An 18,524-nucleotide genomic window follows, 5' to 3' on the forward strand; every position below is an offset into this window, starting at 1 on the left:
GCTGCCGAAGTCCCAAGAGGTGACGATCATAAATTATAATCACTTCGCTTGTTTTCTGTTTGTTCACATTTGACTGGCACACCAACCCACATCTGCATTAGGGTTTCGCATGACATCCACGATTCGCATCATCGGTATAGATCCGGGCCTCCGCCGCTGCGGTTGGGGCGTCATCGAGACGCTCGGCAACTCGCTGCGCTTCGTCGGATCGGGCACTGTCACCTCCGACGGCGACATGGATCTCGCCTCACGCCTGTGCCAGCTGCATGATGGTCTGGCCGAAGTGGTGCACGCCTACAAGCCCGATGAGGCAGCCGTCGAACAGACCTTCGTCAACAAGGATGCGGTCGCGACCCTCAAGCTCGGCCAGGCCCGCGGCATCGCCATGCTGGTCCCTGCCCGCGCAGGGTTGCCGGTGGCGGAATATGCGCCGAACGCCGTGAAAAAGGCCGTCATCGGCGTCGGCCACGGCGAAAAGGCGCAGATCCACATGATGCTGAAGATCCTGATGCCCAAGGCCGAATTCAAGGGCAACGACGCCGCCGATGCGCTCGCCATCGCCATTTGCCACGCCCATAACAGGGGCGGCGACCGCATGCGCAAGGTGCTGGCCTCAGCCTGATTTGTTCTTGACTTGTTCCGATCGCCTCAGTAAGTAATACTCAAGAGGTATTACAATGCGCGTCACTGAAAAAGGCCAGGTCACAATCCCCAAGGACATCCGCGATCGGCTCGACATCAAGCCGGGATCGGACGTCGATTTCGTTGTTGCCGAGACGGGCGTCATGCTGGTCAAGAACGGCGATGCCAGCGATGCATTCAAGGATTTTGACGCCTGGGCGAGAAGTGTCGAGGGGACTTTCGACACCAATGGCATGACCTCAGATGAATATGTCGATTGGCTTCGAGGGCCGCGTGATGACCTCGACCATCATTGACACCAATGCACTGATCGATGTGCTCGGGCCGAATAGCGCGACGCGGGCGTGGTCAGTGGACGCAATGCGCCGCTGCTTCGAGGAGGGGCCGTTGGTGATCAATCCGGTCATCTGGTCCGAACTCGCAGCCTCGCTACTTACCGAGCAACAGCTCAGCCAGGCGCTCGATTGGCTCGACCTGAAGAAAGAACCCTTGTCCTATGACGTGGCCTTCCGCGCGGGCAAGGCGCACCTGCTCTACCGAAGAAACGGTGGCCAGCGCGAACGCACCCTGCCGGACTTCTTTATCGGCGCTCACGCAGCAGTTCGGTCGCATCGCCTGCTGACGCGGGATGCTGCGCGCTATCGCAGCTACTTCCCAGACCTCGACATCATCTCCCCCGAAACCCATCCCCTGTAACGCGACGGACGCTCCCATGATCGGCAAACTCAAAGGCACCATCGACGAGATCGGCGACGACTACGTCCTCGTCGACGTCCACGGCGTCTGCTACGTCGCCCACTGCTCCTCGCGCACTCTGGGGCGGATCGGCTCTGCCGGCGAAGCGGTTGTCCTGTTCATCGAGACCTATGTCCGCGAGGACCAGTTGAAGCTCTTCGGCTTCATGAGTGCGCTGGAGCGCGAGTGGTTCAACCTCTTGCAAAGCGTCCAGGGTGTCGGCGCGAAGGTGGCGCTTGCCGTGCTATCCACCCTCACCCCGTCGGAACTCGCCAATGCCATCGCGCTGCAAGACAAGGCAGCGATCTCCCGCGCCCCTGGCGTCGGACCGAAGGTGGCGCTTCGCCTCGTCACCGAACTGAAGAACAAGGCTCCCGCCTTCGCCGGCGAAGCCTCCGCCAATATCGGCCTCAAGCAGGAACTCGGCGAGGGCGTAGCCTCCGTGCCGGTAGCCGATGCTGTCTCTGCTTTGACCAACCTCGGCTATTCCCGCGACCAGGCCGCCAATGCCATCGCAGCGGCCCTGAAGAACGGCGGAGAAGGGGCTGATAGCGCCAAGTTAATCCGTCTGGGGCTGAAGGAGCTGTCGCGGTAGGAATTGGTGCAAGAACGAAATACTGATATGCTTCTCGTAAGAATTCCATGAGGACGTAAGACATGGGTGCATTTACCACCATGACCTCCAAAGGTCAGATTACGATTCCGAGTGAAGTGCGAGATGCGCTGAAGCTGGAACCAGGCACGAGGTTCTATGTCGCTGCTCGCAATGGCCAGGTGGTGGCGATCCCGAAAAACAAGAACCTGATGGATCTCGCCGGCATCGTAAAACTGCCACCGGGGTTAAGCTTGAGTCTGGAAGACATGGAGGAGTCGGTGGCCGACGCCGCAGCGGAAGACGATAACCGCATCCTGCGCGAAACGGCAGAGCGATTGAAATGATCGGCGTCGATACCAACGTGCTCGTCCGATTTCTTGTCGAGGACGATCCAAAGCAAAACGCACTTGCGCGAGATTTCTTCTCCGAACGAAGCGCGGAAGACCCGGCTTTTGTCAGCGCGATTGTTCTTGCAGAAACTGTTTGGGTTTTACGTCGGAATTTGAAGCTGCCCTTGGCAACCGTGTGCGACCTCATTCAAAATTTGGTGGCAGCGGATCGCCTCGTGGTGGAATTTACCGAGGAACTGGACGCACTCCTTTCTCAAAATACGCCACAATCAGATATCGCCGACTACCTGATTGCCTGGTCGGCCAAGCGTGCCGGCTGCAAGGCGGCCGTAACTTTCGACAGAACCTCGGCTGAGGCGATACCCGGCATGGAACTTCTCGCATGATGACCAACAACCCGATCCTGACCCCGGAAAAGCGTGGCGAAGACCTCGATGCAGCGCTGCGCCCGCAGACGCTCGACGACTTCACCGGTCAGGCCGAGGCCCGCGCCAATCTGAAGATCTTCATCGAAGCGGCCAAGAACCGGGGCGAGGCGCTCGACCACGTGCTCTTCGTCGGCCCACCCGGCCTCGGCAAGACGACGCTTGCCCAGATCATGGCCAAGGAGCTCGGCGTCAACTTTCGATCGACGTCAGGCCCTGTGATCGCCAAGGCAGGCGATCTGGCGGCCCTTTTGACCAATCTCGAAGAGCGCGACGTGCTTTTCATCGACGAGATCCATCGCTTGAGCCCCGCCGTCGAGGAAATCCTCTATCCGGCCATGGAGGACTTCCAGCTCGACCTGATCATCGGCGAAGGCCCCGCCGCCCGCTCGGTGAAGATCGACTTGTCGAAGTTCACCCTTGTCGCCGCCACCACCCGTCTGGGCCTTCTGACGACGCCGCTGCGCGACCGTTTCGGCATCCCGGTGCGGCTGAATTTCTACACCGTCGAGGAACTGGAATCGATCGTCCGCCGTGGTGCCCGCCTCTTGAACTTGCCGATGACCGAAGACGGCGCCCGTGAAGTTGCCCGCCGCGCGCGCGGCACGCCCCGCATCGCCGGCCGTCTGCTGCGCCGTGTCCGCGACTTCGCCGAAGTCGCCCGTGCCGAGACCGTCACTCGCCAGATCGCCGACGAAGCCCTGACGCGGCTCAACGTCGACAATATGGGCCTCGACCAGCTCGATATGCGCTACCTCTCGATGATCGCCGTCAATTTTGGCGGCGGCCCTGTGGGCATCGAGACCATCGCCGCGGGCCTGTCAGAACCGCGCGACGCCATCGAGGATATCATCGAGCCCTACATGATCCAGCAGGGCTTCATCCAGCGCACCCCGCGTGGCCGTGTTTTGACGGCCACCGCCTGGAAACACCTCGGCATGACACCGCCCAAGGATCTCGAAGCGGCGCAATTCCGGCTCACGCTCGAGGATGATTAACCCGTGTCTAAGCGCACCCTGATCACCATCAAGGACGGCAAGCGGCGCTTCAACCACCGTATCGCCGGCCTCGCCTTCCGCGACGGTCATGTGCTGGTCCACCGCGCGACCCACGAGACCTTCTGGACTTTCCCCGGTGGCCGCGCCGAGATCGGCGAGACCTCGACGGAAACGCTGGTCCGCGAAATGCAGGAAGAACTGGGCGTGGAGGCCGTCGTCGGCCCCCTGCTCTGGATCGCCGAGAACTTCTTCGATTACGAAGGCAAGACCTGGCACGAACTGGGTCTCTATTATCGGATGGAGATCCCGAACAGCTTCCCCTTCCACCCGACCGACATCATCCACCGCAATGAGGACGGCAAGAATTCTCTGGAATTCAAATGGGTGCCGGCGACGCGGGAAGCGCTGAAGGCCTTGGATATCCCACCCTATTTCATCGCCGAAGAAATCGAAAACCTGCCGGCCTCGCCGAAACACGTGGTCTGGCACGATGGGGACCTCGACACGCCATGACAGAGGCCACACGGTTCATCCGCAAGCTCGCCTATGCCAATATGCTGGCCAACGACCGCCTGCACGAGGCCGTCTCGCAGCTGGAGCCCGGAGAATTCAAGGCACCCCGCACGAGCTTTTTCCCTTCGCTCGTCGCCACACTTAATCATATCCTGATCATCGACTGGTTCTACGTCGACGCCATCGAAGGCGGTGATCTTGGCCCGAAGGCCTGGGCCAATCAGATCCCCTTTCCCGACCACGCCGACCTTCGCGCAGCGCAATTGGCATCCGACCGACGCCTGCTCGCCTTTTGCCTGGCTCTAAACGACGAAAACCTCGACCGCCCTGTGAGGATCCATCGCACAGGCCGCATCCAGGTGGAGCGCTGCGACGACGTGCTCTCCCACCTCTTCCAGCACCAGACCCATCATCGCGGCCAGGCGCATGCCATGCTGGCTGGCACCACAATCAAGCCACCACAGATCGACGAGTTCATTGTGGCCGATGACGCGGCAAGTCGTTCGGATGTTCTTCAGCGGCTCGGGATGACGGAAGCCCAGGTCATGAGCCTGGGCGAAGCCTGAAAAGCCGGTCGCGCCGCATCTGCCGAGCGCGTGCATCAGACAATCTGCATATCATAATGACGCCACATGCCAGCCCCTTTTCCGTCCAGATACGCTAGTAATGAGGCGGCGGACCTAAGGTTAAGTGCGGCCCCTTAAGTCGACGCAATGAGTAATTCCTGATTTCACAGTCAGCATACGCCCGGCGTTTGCGGAAATGGTTCCGCGCGTCTGTAAAACTGGACAGAAGGAGGAAGTGGGGGCCTCGCACAACCTGAAGGATTCCCGTTATGGGTCTCATGTACCTTATCGATACATTACGCCTCGATCCCGTCGCATCCATCAAGACGGGGTTGCGTATCGTCCACTTCATAGGCCTTGCCTTAGGACTCGGGGCGGCAACAGTTCTCGACCTGATGATCCTGAAGTTCTTCCTCAGGAGCAAGGTGACGTCCGACCAGTGGAATGTCTTCCATTTCGGCTCCCGGATCGTCAATGCCGGCTTGATCCTCCTGTGGATCACAGGGCTTGGCTTTCTCGCCTATTACAGCGCCTTCGATCCGATCCGGCTCGGCAATGAAAAGGTCTGGGCCAAGATGACGATCGTCCTCATCCTGACGATCAATGGGATCTTCCTGCACATGGTCGTGCTCCCCAAGGTGAAGGCTCAGATCGGACGCTCGCTGCTCGACGGCATGTCGACCGGACAGCGCAGCCTGTTTTTTGCCTCGGGCGCCCTGTCGGCCACCTCCTGGTACGTCCCTCTGCTTCTCGGCGCGATGCCGCAGCTCAATTTCGTCGTCCCGATGACGACGATCCTGCTTGCCTATGCCCTGCTGCTGACTCTTGCCTTGCTGGCAACGCAGCTCCTCTTTCTGGCACTTGGAGACGACCGGCGCTCTGAGCTGCCCTCCAGCCTGCGCGATCGGTCGGAACCGGTCATGGGGCTTGCCTGATCAAGACTGAAACGGAAGGCCGGCGCGTAAGAGCCGGCCTTCTACCCAGCCGAGCGAATGCCTGAAACGCGATCCCGGTTTGCGAAACTCCGCCACTTTCTGCTATGCGCCTGAAGACAATACCACCGGGCCAGGCATCAGGCAGTGCCCACCCATGCAGGACCAGGGACGGCAATGTCTTCGATGGAAATATCGCTCTCCGGCAGGCTGACTGCAGATGGTCATCACCTGACCCAGCGCGTCTACTATGAAGACACCGACTTCTCCGGCGCCGTCTATCACGCCCGCTACCTGCATTTCATGGAACGCGCCCGCACGGATTATCTCCGCTGCCTCGGCGTCGAACAGTCCACGCTGTTCCAGACCTCGGACGAAGGCCTCGCCTTCATGGTCCATCGCATGGAGATCGACTTCAAGGCCCCTGCCCGCATGGACGACATCATCACGGTCGTGACGGTGACCGAAAAGGCCGGCGGCGCGAAGATGATCCTGCAGCAGGAGATCCGTCGGGGGGAGCAGATCCTGATCGCAGCCAAGGTTGTGATCGCCGTCGTCAACCGAGCCGGCCGCCCCAGACGCCTGCCGGATGCTCTCGCCAAACAGTTCCTCGCCTGAATTCACAAAGCCCTGATCGAGGCCTTTGGTAACCCCTTTTTAACCTTAATCGGGTCTTACTCGGCGCTTGGAAGTTTGTGCAGCGCACGCCTTCCTTTGACCAAATTTTCATCCCAGAAGCACTCCGGGAGCTAAGGCGGGAAAAGGGTTTCGGCGGCTGCGACCGCACAAGTTTTCCACCAGTAAAGCTCATGTCGCCGCCCGGTCCAACCCACCGGGCGTTTGGATATTCGGGGAATTGAAGGCGATGGAACAAGTTGGAATGGCTGCTGCGACCCATGACGTGAGCCTTTGGGGCCTCTTCATGCAGGCGGGCCTGATCGTCAAGCTCGTCATGATCGGCCTGATGGCTGCCTCCGTCTGGACCTGGGCGATCGTCATCGACAAATACTTGAGCTACGCCCGCGCCCGCCGCCAGTTTGATCAGTTCGAGCAGGTCTTCTGGTCCGGCCAGTCGCTGGAAGAGCTCTATCGCACCCTCGCCGAGCGCAACAACACCGGCCTCGCCGCCATCTTCGTCGCCGCCATGCGCGAGTGGAAGAAGAGCTTCGAGCGCGGCGCCCGCTCGCCGATCGGCCTTCAGATGCGTATCGACCGCGCCATGGACGTGACCATGGCACGCGAGTCCGAAGCGCTCGAATCGCGCCTGTCGTCGCTCGCCACGATCGGTTCCGCCGGTCCCTTCATCGGTCTCTTCGGCACCGTCATCGGTATCATGACCTCGTTCCAGGCCATCGCCGGCTCGAACAATGCCAGCCTCGCGGTCGTCGCACCGGGTATCGCCGAGGCGCTGCTCGCAACCGCAATCGGCTTGATCGCCGCTATCCCCGCGGTTATCGCTTACAACAAGTTCTCCGGCGAAGCGGGCAAGCTCTCTTCGCGCATGGAAGGCTTCGCAGACGAATTCTCGGCCATCCTGTCGCGTCAGATTGACGAGAAGCTGCAGCCGCGCCAGGCGGCACAGTAAGGCCCGGAAGGCAGGAGACGCATCATGGGTATGTCGGTCGGATCGGGTAGCAAGGGTGGCGGACGCCGCGGACGTCGCGGTGGCAAGAAAGCCCTCGTCAGCGAAATTAACGTCACGCCCTTCGTCGACGTCGTACTCGTGCTGCTGATCATCTTCATGGTTGCCGCACCGATGATGACGGTTGGCGTGCCGATCGACCTGCCGCAGACCCAGGCCAAGGCGATGAGCAGCGAAAACCAGCCGATCACCGTCTCGGTCAATCCCGCCGGCGAGATCTACCTGCAGGAAACGGCGATCCCGATCGAGGAAGTCGTGCCGAAGCTGCAGGCGATCGCCACCACCGGCTACAATGAACGTATTTTCGTCCGCGCCGATACCGCCGCCACCTATGGCATTGTCATGCAGGTCATGGCGCGGATTTCGTCGGCCGGCTTCACCAATATCGGTCTTGTGACCTTGCAGGAACAGCAGAATTGATCGGACGGACATGAAGGGCAGCCTCTTCACATCCTCGTTTCTGCACACACTGGCGCTCTCTGCAGCCCTGGTGAGCCTCGGCTCGCCTGAAAAGCTTGAGATCGCCCCGATGGAAACACTCCCCGTCGACATCGTGCCGATCTCGGAATTCACCCAGATCCAGCAGGGCTCCAAGACGGCACCGATGGCGGAGACATCCGCCCCCGTGCCGACAAAAAAGCCGCCGATCGCCGAACCGGCTGAAAACTTCGGCGACAATGAAGTCGACCTGAAATCCCCGCCGACGCCCTCGCAGCGTCCGGTCGAGCAGGAAGTCGCGGCTGCACCGAAGAAGGTGGAAACGCCGGCACCGACGCCTGATCCGGAAATGAACGAGGTCAAGGAAGTCGTGCCCGAAGAGACGGCTCCTCCGCCGGAGCCGGAACCGAAGCCGACCGAAGAGGCCGTGCCCGAAGAGACGGTTGCCGAAGAGATCCCCCTGCCCGAGAAGGCGCCGATCCCGGCTGCCCGCCCGCAGCCAGAGATCGCCAAGCCGGCTGAAAAGAAGCCGCCGAAGCCTGACGCCAAGAAGGACACCAAGGCCCAGGAAACGGCAAAGTCGAAGCCGCAGATGGAAAGCGACTTCAACGCCGATGACGTGGCGGCCCTCCTCAACAAGACAGACGCAGCCGGCGGCGGCGCGAAACGCTCGACAGCCCCTGAAGCGCTCGGCGGCAGCACAAACACCGGCGGCTCGACGCTGAGCCAGAGCGAACTCGACGCGTTGCGCGGCATCATCCAGAACAACTGGCTGATCACGCCCGGCATGGCCGATGCCGCCGACGTCCGCGTTCGCGTCACTTTCCGCCTCGACCAGAATGGCGAGCTCGTCGGCGAGCCCGAGGCGACCGCGACCGGCGGTTCACCGTCGGCTCAACAGGTTCTCATGAGCGGTGCCGTGCGCGCCGTTCGAAAGTCCGCCCCGTTCACCAATCTTCCCCCGGACAAATACGACGCTTGGTCTGAAGTTGTCGTCAATTTCGACCCCAGCGAACTGATGTAAGAGCTGAAAGGCTTGGTAAGCATGAAAACTCTCCTCCTCCGCATTCTGCTGGTCTGTGCCGGCATGGCAGGCGCCTTCGTGGCACCTGCAAACGCAGCCGTTGAAATCAACATCAACCGCGGCAACGTTCAGCCGCTGCCGATCGCGATCACCGACTTCATCTCCGCCGATGGCATCGGTGCCCAGATCTCCGCCGTGGTCGAAGCCGACCTGAAGCGTTCGGGCCTCTTCGCCCCGGTCAGCCGCGCCGCCTTCATCGAGAAGATCTCCAATCCCGACCAGCCTCCGCGTTTCGAGGACTGGAAGGTCCTGAAGGCAGAAGCCCTCGTCGTCGGCCGCATCGTCCGCGAGCCCGACGGCCGCCTGCGCGCCGAATTCCGCCTCTGGGACACCTTTGGTGGCCAGCAGATGACGGGCCAGCAGTTCTTCACCGACCCGAAGAACTGGCGCCGCGTCGCCCACATGATCGCCGACGCCATCTATGAGCGTATCACCGGCGAAAAGGGCTATTTCGACACCCGCATCGTCTTCGTCTCCGAAAGCGGTCCGAAGACCGACCGCAAGCGCCAGCTCGCGATAATGGACCAGGACGGCGAAAACATGCGTCCGCTGACGAGCTCGAAGGACCTCGTGCTGACCCCGCGCTTCTCGCCGAACCGCCAGGAAATCACCTACATGTCCTTCGAGGGCGACCAGCCGCGCGTCTATCTGCTGCAGCTGGAAACCGGTTCTCGTGAGGTTGTCGGCAACTTCCCCGGCATGACGTTTGCGCCGCGCTTCTCGCCGGATGGCCAGCGGGTCATCATGAGCCTGCAGCAGGAAGGCAATGCCAACATCTACACGATGGACCTGCGCTCGCGCACCACGACCCGCCTGACCTCGACGGCGGCCATCGATACCTCGCCATCCTACTCGCCTGATGGCAGCCAGATCGTCTTCGAAAGCGACCGTGGCGGCCGCCAGCAGCTCTACATCATGGGTGCGGACGGTTCCGGCCAGCGCCGCATCTCCTTCGGCGACGGTTCCTACTCGACCCCGGTCTGGTCTCCCCGCGGCGATCTGATCGCCTTCACCAAGCAGTCGGGCGGCAAGTTCTCGATCGGCGTGATGAAGACGGACGGTTCGGGCGAACGCATCCTGACGACGGGCTTCCACAATGAAGGCCCGACCTGGGCACCAAACGGCCGCGTGCTGATGTTCTTCCGTCAGAACGCCGGCGCCGGCGGTCCGCAGCTCTACTCGATCGACCTCACCGGTTACAACGAGCAGCTGGTCAAGACGCCGTCCTTCGCGTCTGACCCGGCCTGGTCGCCGCTGATGGAATAGTGATCGGAAAGAGGCGCATTTGCGCCTCTTTCTCGCCGCAAACGGCCTGCAATCGCCATCTTCGACGCGTGATTTGACAGTTTGTTAACCATGATTGTTTGAAGCCGGTTAACCGCGATTGGTTAAGGTCCGGCAACCCTAACAGAGAATTCAAGGAGACCGGCGATGAGCCGCATTCATTCCCCGGCCACGAGCCGTCTGCAGAAAATGGCAACCAACCCGGCCATGATCGCATTTGCCGTGGCTCTTGCCCTCGCAGGCTGCGCCAACAAGAAGAACCTGCCCAACAGCGCTGGCGAACTCGGCCTCGGCGCCGGTGGCGCTGGTGCCGCAACCCCGGGCTCAGCCCAGGACTTCACCGTCAACGTCGGCGACCGCATCTTCTTCGACACCGACTCGACGTCGATCCGCGCCGACGCAGCCCAGACGCTTGACCGTCAGGCCCAGTGGCTACAGCGTTACCCGAACTACGCGATTACGATCGAAGGCCATGCCGACGAACGCGGCACCCGCGAGTACAACCTGGCCCTCGGCGCACGCCGTGCTGCCGCCACCCGCGATTACCTCGCACAGCGCGGTGTTCCGGCTCAGCGCCTGAAGACCATTTCCTACGGCAAGGAACGTCCGGTCGCCGTCTGCGACGACATTTCCTGCTGGTCGCAGAACCGCCGCGCCGTCACCGTTCTCGGTGGCGCCGGCATGTGATCCGGTCCACCCGGCAATCACCAGCACGTGAAGGCGGCCCCTGGGCCGCCTTTTACTTTTCTCCATACTTTGGCCGAACTTGGTTGCTTTTTGCAGGCAATTGGGAAAACTCCTGTCGGCGCTGGTTCGGCGCAATTCGCCGCGAAAACAGGAAAAAGGAACATGAACAAACTTGTGATGGCCGCTCTGCTTGCGACGGCCTCGCTCATGGGACTGCATGGCAACGCGAACGCGTTCCAGCTGTTTCCAAACGTCCAGTTCGGCCAGAAGACTGCGCCCGAGCATTCGCCGAAGGCCGAGGTGCATCTCGCCCAGGCAACAGACCCGACCCTGCGTGTTCAGCAGCTTGAGGAAGAGATTCGCGCCTTGAACGGTCGGATCGAGGAAATGAGCTTCCAGCTTCTCCAGATGCAGGAAACCATCCGCAAGCAGCAGGAAGACAACGAGTTCCGCTTCCAGGATCTCGAAAAGAAGAGTGGATCTCTGACCCGCCCCGTCCAGGGCGGCCAGCAACAGGATTCCGTTGCCGAGATCATCACCGAAACACCGGACGTCGGCGCAACCGCCGACGCTTCCTCGGCCGGCCGAGCGCCGGGCACCGCGCCCGCCGAACAGACCCTCGGTTCGATCGCCCTCGACGAAAGCGGCATGCCGGTTACGGCTACGCTCAATCAGGACGCGCTCGACAATGGCTCAACCGCCCTGCCCGGCGTGACCGCACCCTCGACCACCGGTCAGGCCGCCCCCCAGCAGACTGCTTCGCTGAATTCCGAAAGCGACGTCTACCAGGTGGCCTATGCCCATGTTCTCTCCGGCGACTATTCGCTGGCCGAGAGCGAGTTCCGCGATTTCATCGCCGCCTATCCTAGCAGTGCCAAGATCGCAGACGCCAACTTCTGGCTCGGCGAGGCCCTCTACTCCCAGGGCAATTATAACGAGGCGGCCAAGACCTTCCTCAACGCGCACCAGACTTACAACACCTCTCCCAAGGCGCCTGAAATGCTGCTGAAGCTCGGCATGTCGCTGGCTGCCCTCGACAACACAGAGACCGCCTGCGCCACACTGCGCGAAGTCTCCAAGCGCTACCCCAAGGCTTCCCGCGCCGTCGTTTCCAAGGTCGCGAGCGAACAGAAGCGCCTCGGCTGCTGATGGCCGCGCGCCGCGCGGCAGGTTCGCCTGTGCCCGACCTCTCGCCCGAAGCGGCGATCGAAGATTTCCTCCATGCCCTCCGCCGCCCGACGCGCCTGCTGGTCGCCATTTCCGGTGGCAGTGATTCGACCGGCCTTCTGCTTTCCCTGCAGCGCGCGATCGAGACGCAGCGCTTTCCCCATCAACACACCCTGACGGCCGCAACCGTCGACCATGCTCTGCGCCCCGGTTCGGCCGACGAAGCGGGCGCGGTCGCCACCCTTTGCGAAACCCTTGGCATTCCCCACCGCATTGCGCGATGGTCAGACGCGAAACCTGAGCACGGTATACCCGCCGCCGCCCGCCAGGCGCGTTACCGGCTGCTCGCGAACGTAGTTGAAGCGCTCGGTGCCGATGCGATGGTGACTGGCCATACGCTCGACGACCAGATCGAAACCGTAGCCATGCGTGCCGATCGCTCGACAGAAGGCGCCCTCGGCCTCGCCGGCATGGCACCCGCTACGCTTTACGCCGGTCGCCTCTGGATCCTCCGCCCTTTTCTGCGCACACGCCGCAGCGCGATCCGCACCTATCTGGCTGGTCTCGGCCAACGCTGGATCGACGACCCCAGCAATGAGGATCCCCGTTATGAACGCATCCGCATTCGCCAATCGAGTCCGACAATCTCAGCCTCAGCAATCGACGAGGCCGGTCGCAAACGGGAGGCCCTCTCCCGCGGTGCAGCGCAGTGGCTTGAGGCTGCGGCGCAGGTCTTCACCGGTCCCGTTGTGAAGATCGAGCTTTCGAGTGATGCGACACCATCAGCCGAAGTCCGCGATCACGCACTCTCGACACTGACTGCCATTCTCGGGGGCAAACCGCACCGGCCGGCGGCCACGAGCCTTGCGCGTCTGGCCGATGCACTCGACGCTGGCAACGATTTCCGGCTCACATTGTCGGGCTGCCTGGTGCTGCGTCGGGGCAAGGACCTTTTTCTGCTGCGCGAAAGGCGCGGTTTTTTGCCGCTGTCCATGCCACCATCCGCCAGAATGGTTTGGGACGGGCGCTACCTGATCGAGAACCGCAGCGCGGGAGAAGTGACCGTCACTGCCGGACCGGCCACCGAAATCGCATCAGAACTTCCCGGAGCAGTGCGCTCTGCGCTCGCCGCAAACTGCCCGCAAGTCATTGTGGATAAAGAGCTTTCGGGAAAGATCGGCGACAGGATCACCATCGCGCCACGCCTCTCGCTCTTCGCAGACTTCATGCCCGGCTTCGACCAGCCACTCGCCGATGCTATCGCCCGCATTCTGGGCGCGGAACCGGCCCCGCCCTCACCCATTTAAGACTTATTGACGGAAAACGATCTGCGAGGGTGCGTTTGCCTTGGCAAGGATGCGCCACGATCCTATGTTAGGAGATAATTCTGCGGGGCTCCGTCCCGCACCACAGGTTCGGGGAGTTCAATGAACCCAAATTTTCGCAATTTCGCGCTCTGGGCGATCATCGCCCTTTTGCTGATCGCGCTGTTCAGCATGTTCCAGACGTCGCCGTCGCAGACGGCCTCGAGCGAGATCCCCTATTCGCAGTTCCTGCGCGAAGTGGACGCTGGGCGCGTTCGTGAGGTGACGGTCACAGGCAACCGCGTTCTCGGCAAATATGCCGAATCCGGCACCGCCTTCCAGACCTATGCGCCCGTCGTTGACGACAACCTGCTCTCCAAGCTGGAAGCGGAAAACGTCATGATCGTCGCGCGTCCGGAAACCGACGGCTCCTCGGGCTTCCTGAGCTATATCGGCACGCTCCTCCCCATGCTGCTGATCCTCGGCGTCTGGCTGTTCTTCATGCGCCAGATGCAGGGAGGCTCCCGCGGCGCCATGGGCTTCGGCAAGTCGAAGGCCAAGCTGCTCACCGAAGCGCATGGCCGCGTCACGTTTGACGACGTTGCAGGCGTCGATGAAGCCAAGCAGGACCTCGAAGAAATCGTCGAATTCCTGCGCGACCCGCAGAAGTTCCAGCGCCTCGGCGGCAAGATCCCGCGCGGCGTTCTGCTTGTCGGCCCTCCGGGTACGGGTAAGACGCTGCTCGCCCGCTCGGTTGCTGGCGAAGCCAACGTCCCCTTCTTCACCATCTCCGGTTCTGACTTCGTCGAAATGTTCGTCGGCGTCGGTGCAAGCCGTGTCCGTGACATGTTCGAGCAGGCGAAGAAGAACGCGCCTTGCATCATTTTCATCGACGAAATCGACGCCGTCGGTCGCCATCGTGGTGCCGGCCTCGGCGGCGGTAACGATGAACGCGAGCAGACGCTGAACCAGCTGCTCGTCGAAATGGACGGCTTCGAAGCGAACGAAGGCATCATCCTGATTGCCGCGACCAACCGTCCCGACGTTCTCGACCCTGCCCTTCTGCGTCCGGGCCGTTTTGACCGCCAGGTCGTCGTGCCGAACCCTGACATCATCGGCCGCGAGCGCATCCTCAAGGTCCATGCCCGCAACGTACCGCTCGCCCCGAATGTTGACCTCAAGGTCCTCGCTCGTGGCACGCCCGGCTTCTCCGGTGCGGACCTGATGAACCTCGTCAACGAAGCAGCCCTAATGGCCGCCCGCCGCAACAAGCGCGTCGTCACCATGGCCGAATTCGAAGATGCCAAGGACAAGATCATGATGGGTGCGGAACGCCGCTCCTCCGCCATGACCGAAGCCGAGAAGAAGCTGACCGCCTATCACGAAGCCGGTCACGCCATCACCGCTCTGCAGGTGCCGGCAGCCGACCCACTGCACAAGGCAACCATCATTCCGCGCGGCCGTGCACTCGGCATGGTCATGCAGCTCCCCGAGGGCGACCGCTACTCGATGAGCTACAAGTGGATGGTCTCGCGCCTCGTCATCATGATGGGCGGCCGCGTGGCTGAAGAGCTGACCTTCGGCAAGGAGAACATCACCTCGGGTGCATCCTCCGACATCGAGCAGGCCACCAAGCTTGCCCGCGCCATGGTCACCCAGTGGGGCTTCTCCGACGTCCTCGGCCAGGTCGCTTACGGCGAAAACCAGCAGGAAGTTTTCCTCGGCCACTCCGTGTCGCAGTCGAAGAACGTCTCGGAATCGACCGCCCAGAAGATCGACATGGAAGTCCGTCGCCTCATCGACGAGGCCTATACCGAGGCCCGCCGCATCCTGACCGACCACCACGATGCTTTCGTCGCGATCGCGGAAGGCCTGCTCGAATACGAAACGCTTTCGGGCGAAGAGATCAAGGCGCTGATCCGTGGCGAGAAGCCGTCGCGCGACAGCGGCGACGACAGCACCCCGAGCCGCGGTTCGGCCGTGCCCTCGACCGGCCGCAAGGACGCTCCGAAGGGTGGCGAAGCCGAAGGCGGTCTGGAACCCCAGCCGCACTGAGCGCCACAACGCTTCAAGATCAAGGCCACCCCAGCGGGTGGCCTTTTTCGTTTCAGATGATCCTATCAGCAGAATTTAGTGGACGACCGGATGCTCGGTAACGCCGTGTAATCGTTTTTAGCGCTATTTTACGTGTCCTTTACTGCGTTCTGTGGCATGAGCAGCCAACAAGGGATCCCCGCACGATCGCTCACGAATGATGACGTTCTGCAGCGGCCGAGATCCATAGGACTTGAAGGAACACTTGATGACACGTCGTTACTTCGGCACGGACGGCATTCGCGGCCTCTCCAATCGCTTCCCCATGACACCGGATCTCGCCATGCGGGTCGGCATCGCCGCCGGTACGATCTTCCGCCGCGGCGGCCATCGCCACCGTGTCGTGATCGGCAAGGATACGCGCCTGTCCGGCTACATGCTGGAAAACGCCATGGTCGCCGGCTTTACCGCAGCAGGCCTCGACGCCTTCGTTCTTGGCCCGATCCCGACACCCGCCGTGGCCATGCTGACACGCTCGCTGCGCTGCGACCTCGGCGTGATGATCTCGGCCTCGCACAATCCCTTCGCCGACAACGGCATCAAGCTTTTCGGCCCCGATGGCTACAAGCTCTCGGACGAGCTGGAGCTGCAGATCGAGGACATGCTGGAAAAGGACATCTACGGCCAGCTCGCAGCGCCGAACGACATCGGCCGCGCCAAGCGTATCGACGGCGTGCATGACCGCTACGTCGAGTTCGCCAAGCGCACCCTGCCCCGCGACGTTACCCTGCATGGCCTGCGCGTCGCGATCGACTGCGCCAACGGCGCCGCCTACAAGGTGGCCCCCGCAGCCCTCTGGGAACTCGGCGCCGAAGTCGTCACCATCGGCAACGAGCCGAACGGCACCAACATCAACCTCGAATGCGGCTCGACCCACCCGGAAACGCTGCAGAAGAAGGTGCATGAAACCCGCGCCGACATCGGCATCGCGCTCGATGGCGACGCCGACCGCGTCATCATCGTCGACGAGAACGGCACCGTGATCGACGGCGATCAGCTGATGGCGGTCGTTGCCGAAACCTGGGCGCAGGACGGACTGCTGCGCGGCAATGGCATTGTCGCGACCGTCATGTCGAACCTCGGCCTGGAACGCTTCCTCAGCGACAAGGGCCTGACGCTCGCCCGCACCAAGGTCGGCGACCGCTATGTCGTCGAACACATGCGCAGCCACGACTTCAACGTCGGCGGCGAGCAGTCCGGCCATATCGTGCTCTCTGATCACGGCACCACCGGCGACGGCCTCGTGGCCGCTCTGCAGATCCTGGCCGCCGTCAAGCGTACCGGCCGGACGGTCAGCGAGCTCTGCCATCGCTTCGAGCCCGTGCCGCAGCTCCTGCGCAATGTCCGCTTCTCTGGCGGCAAGCCGCTGGAAGACGCCGTGGTCAAGCAGGCGATCGCCGATGCCGAAGCCGAACTCGCAAAGTCCGGCCGTCTGGTCATCCGCCCCTCCGGCACCGAGCCCCTGATCCGCGTCATGGCGGAAGGCGACGACCGCGAGCAGGTCGAGCGTATCGTCAACGAATTGGTTGATGTCATCGGCAGCGTGCGCAGCGCCGCCGCCTGAGCCGTCGCCAAATCCCTGAAAAGCAATAAGCCCGGCTGCGATGCAGCCGGGCTTATTGTTTGTCTAGATCGGCCCAGAAAATCAGGCCGAAAGTTTCGCCATGACTTCGTCGGACACTTCGAAGTTCGAGTAGACGTTCTGTACGTCGTCATCGTCTTCCAGCGTGTCGATGAGCTTCATCAGCGAGGTCGCCTTTTCTTCGTCGACTTCGATCGTGTTCTGCGGCTTCCAGATGGCCTTGACCGATTCCGCGCCACCGAGCACGGCTTCGAGCGCCTTGGACACTTCGTTCATGTCTTCGAAGGCGCAGTAGATCGTATGACCATCTTCATCGGACACGACGTCTTCGGCACCGGCTTCGATCGCCGCTTCCATGACCTTGTCGGCATCGCCGACCGCAGCCTTGTAGGTGATCTCGCCGACATGGTCGAAGGAGAAGGATACCGAACCGGTTTCGCCGAGTGCACCACCGGCCTTCGAGAAGGTCGAGCGGACGACCGAGGCCGTGCGGTTGCGGTTGTCGGTCAGCGTCTCGACGATGACTGCAACGCCGCCCGGACCATAACCCTCGTAACGGATCGCGTCATAGGTCTCGGCATCGGCACCGGAGGCCTTCTTGATGGCGCGCTCGATGTTGTCCTTCGGCATCGACTGTGCCTTGGCGTTCTGCACAGCGAGGCGAAGTGCCGCATTCATCGCTGGGTCAGGCAGACCGGTCTTTGCAGCCACCGTGATTTCGCGCGCGAGCTTGGAGAACATCTTGGAACGGATACCGTCCTGCTTCCCCTTGCGGTGCATGATGTTTTTAAACTGTGAATGGCCAGCCATGGCACCCCTGATCAGGTCTGTATGTTGGGAATGGGCGCCTTATACGGGCGAAATCCGCCCGGTTCAAGGGTCATCAACCCTCTGCAAAGCGCCTCCGGCTAAGGAACATCTGACCTTGATCTTCGTTGCCTCCACGGCAAAACCCAAGGAGACAAAAGATGGCAAGCTTCACTGAAGCCAAGGAAAATCCCGTAGAACAGCTTTGGGAGGAAATCGACGACGTGCATGCCGGTATGCTCGGTCTGGTCGGCTCCGATCTTCTCATGCGGCCCATGGCACCGCAGGCCGATCGCTCGACACATATCATCTGGTTCTACACCAAGACCGACACCGACCTTGTGAAGGCAATTCGTCAAGGCAGCCGCGGCCAGTTCTGTCTCGTCGGCAAGAACCACGACTATCATGCCTCGCTGACCGGCAGCCTGACGGTGGTCAAGGATCAGGCAAAGATCGATGAATACTGGAACTCGGTCGTGGCAGCCTGGTACGAGGGCGGCAAGTCCGATCCCCTCCTCACCATGCTGGCGCTTTCCCTCGACGAAGGCGAGATCTGGGCCTCGACCGGCAACACCATCAAGTTCGGCTGGGAAATCGCCAAGGCGAACCTCAACCCGGAAAAGATGCCTGACGTCGGCGTTCACCGTCACGTCCGCTTCGCCTGAGGCGAAGGGGTCGG

The 18,524-nt window shown here is 61.8% G+C and carries 22 protein-coding genes; 21 read left to right on the forward strand and 1 reads right to left on the reverse strand.

Going from position 1 to position 18,524, the window contains the following annotated elements; translation table 11 throughout:
• The first annotated feature begins 109 nt into the window (after nucleotides 1-109).
• The 20 genes from ruvC to glmM all read left to right on the forward strand — a co-directional run bounded on the left by ruvC (nucleotide 110) and on the right by glmM (nucleotide 17,020).
• Nucleotides 110-622: a crossover junction endodeoxyribonuclease RuvC gene (gene ruvC, locus C0V73_RS02040; protein ID WP_102018322.1), complete on the forward strand. Its 513-nt coding sequence runs from the start codon at nucleotides 110-112 to the stop codon at nucleotides 620-622.
• Between the two features lie 55 nt (nucleotides 623-677).
• Nucleotides 678-938, forward strand: a complete 261-nt coding sequence (locus tag C0V73_RS02045) for an AbrB/MazE/SpoVT family DNA-binding domain-containing protein (RefSeq protein WP_102018323.1) — start codon at nucleotides 678-680, stop codon at nucleotides 936-938.
• Complete coding sequence (locus C0V73_RS02050) at nucleotides 919-1,338, forward strand: type II toxin-antitoxin system VapC family toxin (protein ID WP_172449966.1); 420 nt, start codon at nucleotides 919-921, stop codon at nucleotides 1,336-1,338. The genes C0V73_RS02045 and C0V73_RS02050 overlap by 20 nt, the downstream gene beginning before the upstream one ends.
• A 16-nt stretch (nucleotides 1,339-1,354) precedes the next feature.
• Nucleotides 1,355-1,972 (forward strand): Holliday junction branch migration protein RuvA, encoded by a 618-nt coding sequence (gene ruvA, locus C0V73_RS02055; RefSeq protein WP_102018324.1) that lies wholly within the window; start codon nucleotides 1,355-1,357, stop codon nucleotides 1,970-1,972.
• Between the two features lie 62 nt (nucleotides 1,973-2,034).
• Entirely contained in the window at nucleotides 2,035-2,316 is a 282-nt protein-coding gene (locus C0V73_RS02060; RefSeq protein ID WP_102018325.1) for an AbrB/MazE/SpoVT family DNA-binding domain-containing protein, read from the forward strand.
• The gene (locus C0V73_RS02065; protein ID WP_102018326.1) at nucleotides 2,313-2,708 is read left to right on the forward strand and encodes a type II toxin-antitoxin system VapC family toxin; all 396 of its coding nucleotides are present in this window, start codon (nucleotides 2,313-2,315) and stop codon (nucleotides 2,706-2,708) included. The genes C0V73_RS02060 and C0V73_RS02065 overlap by 4 nt, the downstream gene beginning before the upstream one ends.
• Nucleotides 2,705-3,745, forward strand: a complete 1,041-nt coding sequence (gene ruvB, locus C0V73_RS02070) for a Holliday junction branch migration DNA helicase RuvB (RefSeq protein WP_102018327.1) — start codon at nucleotides 2,705-2,707, stop codon at nucleotides 3,743-3,745. Before C0V73_RS02065 ends, ruvB begins: the two co-directional genes overlap by 4 nt.
• Nucleotides 3,746-3,748: 3 nt before the next feature.
• Nucleotides 3,749-4,258 carry an NUDIX hydrolase gene (locus C0V73_RS02075; RefSeq protein ID WP_102018328.1) on the forward strand — a complete coding sequence of 170 codons (510 nt, stop codon included), beginning with the start codon at nucleotides 3,749-3,751 and terminating at the stop codon, nucleotides 4,256-4,258.
• Nucleotides 4,255-4,824, forward strand: coding sequence for a DinB family protein (locus C0V73_RS02080; protein ID WP_102018329.1), 570 nt, complete (start codon nucleotides 4,255-4,257; stop codon nucleotides 4,822-4,824). Before C0V73_RS02075 ends, C0V73_RS02080 begins: the two co-directional genes overlap by 4 nt.
• A gap of 269 nt (nucleotides 4,825-5,093) precedes the next feature.
• Nucleotides 5,094-5,759 (forward strand): hypothetical protein, encoded by a 666-nt coding sequence (locus C0V73_RS02085; RefSeq protein ID WP_210200145.1) that lies wholly within the window; start codon nucleotides 5,094-5,096, stop codon nucleotides 5,757-5,759.
• Between the two features lie 174 nt (nucleotides 5,760-5,933).
• Nucleotides 5,934-6,374, forward strand: a complete 441-nt coding sequence (ybgC, locus tag C0V73_RS02090) for a tol-pal system-associated acyl-CoA thioesterase (protein ID WP_172449968.1) — start codon at nucleotides 5,934-5,936, stop codon at nucleotides 6,372-6,374.
• Nucleotides 6,375-6,621: 247 nt separating this feature from the next.
• Nucleotides 6,622-7,341, forward strand: a complete 720-nt coding sequence (gene tolQ, locus C0V73_RS02095; protein WP_102018330.1) for a protein TolQ — start codon at nucleotides 6,622-6,624, stop codon at nucleotides 7,339-7,341.
• A gap of 24 nt (nucleotides 7,342-7,365) precedes the next feature.
• Entirely contained in the window at nucleotides 7,366-7,818 is a 453-nt protein-coding gene (gene tolR / locus C0V73_RS02100) for a protein TolR (protein ID WP_102018331.1), read from the forward strand.
• 10 nt (nucleotides 7,819-7,828) lie between these two features.
• Nucleotides 7,829-8,860 carry a cell envelope integrity protein TolA gene (locus C0V73_RS02105; RefSeq protein WP_102018332.1) on the forward strand — a complete coding sequence of 344 codons (1,032 nt, stop codon included), beginning with the start codon at nucleotides 7,829-7,831 and terminating at the stop codon, nucleotides 8,858-8,860.
• 21 nt (nucleotides 8,861-8,881) lie between these two features.
• Complete coding sequence (tolB, locus tag C0V73_RS02110; RefSeq protein ID WP_102018333.1) at nucleotides 8,882-10,186, forward strand: Tol-Pal system beta propeller repeat protein TolB; 1,305 nt, start codon at nucleotides 8,882-8,884, stop codon at nucleotides 10,184-10,186.
• A 165-nt stretch (nucleotides 10,187-10,351) separates the two neighbouring features.
• Nucleotides 10,352-10,891: a peptidoglycan-associated lipoprotein Pal gene (pal, locus tag C0V73_RS02115; protein ID WP_102018334.1), complete on the forward strand. Its 540-nt coding sequence runs from the start codon at nucleotides 10,352-10,354 to the stop codon at nucleotides 10,889-10,891.
• A 162-nt stretch (nucleotides 10,892-11,053) separates the two neighbouring features.
• Nucleotides 11,054-12,040, forward strand: a complete 987-nt coding sequence (ybgF, locus tag C0V73_RS02120; protein ID WP_102018335.1) for a tol-pal system protein YbgF — start codon at nucleotides 11,054-11,056, stop codon at nucleotides 12,038-12,040.
• Entirely contained in the window at nucleotides 12,040-13,365 is a 1,326-nt protein-coding gene (tilS, locus tag C0V73_RS02125) for a tRNA lysidine(34) synthetase TilS (protein WP_102018336.1), read from the forward strand. The genes ybgF and tilS overlap by 1 nt, the downstream gene beginning before the upstream one ends.
• Before the next feature lie 120 nt (nucleotides 13,366-13,485).
• Nucleotides 13,486-15,417: an ATP-dependent zinc metalloprotease FtsH gene (gene ftsH, locus C0V73_RS02130; RefSeq protein WP_102018337.1), complete on the forward strand. Its 1,932-nt coding sequence runs from the start codon at nucleotides 13,486-13,488 to the stop codon at nucleotides 15,415-15,417.
• Between the two features lie 247 nt (nucleotides 15,418-15,664).
• Nucleotides 15,665-17,020 (forward strand): phosphoglucosamine mutase, encoded by a 1,356-nt coding sequence (glmM, locus tag C0V73_RS02135; protein WP_102018338.1) that lies wholly within the window; start codon nucleotides 15,665-15,667, stop codon nucleotides 17,018-17,020.
• A gap of 81 nt (nucleotides 17,021-17,101) precedes the next feature.
• Here the strand turns inward: glmM and C0V73_RS02140 are convergent, their stop codons facing one another.
• Entirely contained in the window at nucleotides 17,102-17,848 is a 747-nt protein-coding gene (locus C0V73_RS02140) for a YebC/PmpR family DNA-binding transcriptional regulator (RefSeq protein WP_102018339.1), read from the reverse strand.
• 158 nt (nucleotides 17,849-18,006) lie between these two features.
• On the opposite strand from C0V73_RS02140, the gene C0V73_RS02145 reads away from it, so the two are divergent.
• The gene (locus C0V73_RS02145; RefSeq protein WP_102018340.1) at nucleotides 18,007-18,510 is read left to right on the forward strand and encodes a pyridoxamine 5'-phosphate oxidase family protein; all 504 of its coding nucleotides are present in this window, start codon (nucleotides 18,007-18,009) and stop codon (nucleotides 18,508-18,510) included.
• Nucleotides 18,511-18,524: the final 14 nt, after the last annotated feature.

It is taken from the genome of Rhizobium sp. TH135 (genome assembly GCF_002855515.1).
In the GTDB taxonomy this organism is placed as follows: domain Bacteria; phylum Pseudomonadota; class Alphaproteobacteria; order Rhizobiales; family Rhizobiaceae; genus Allorhizobium.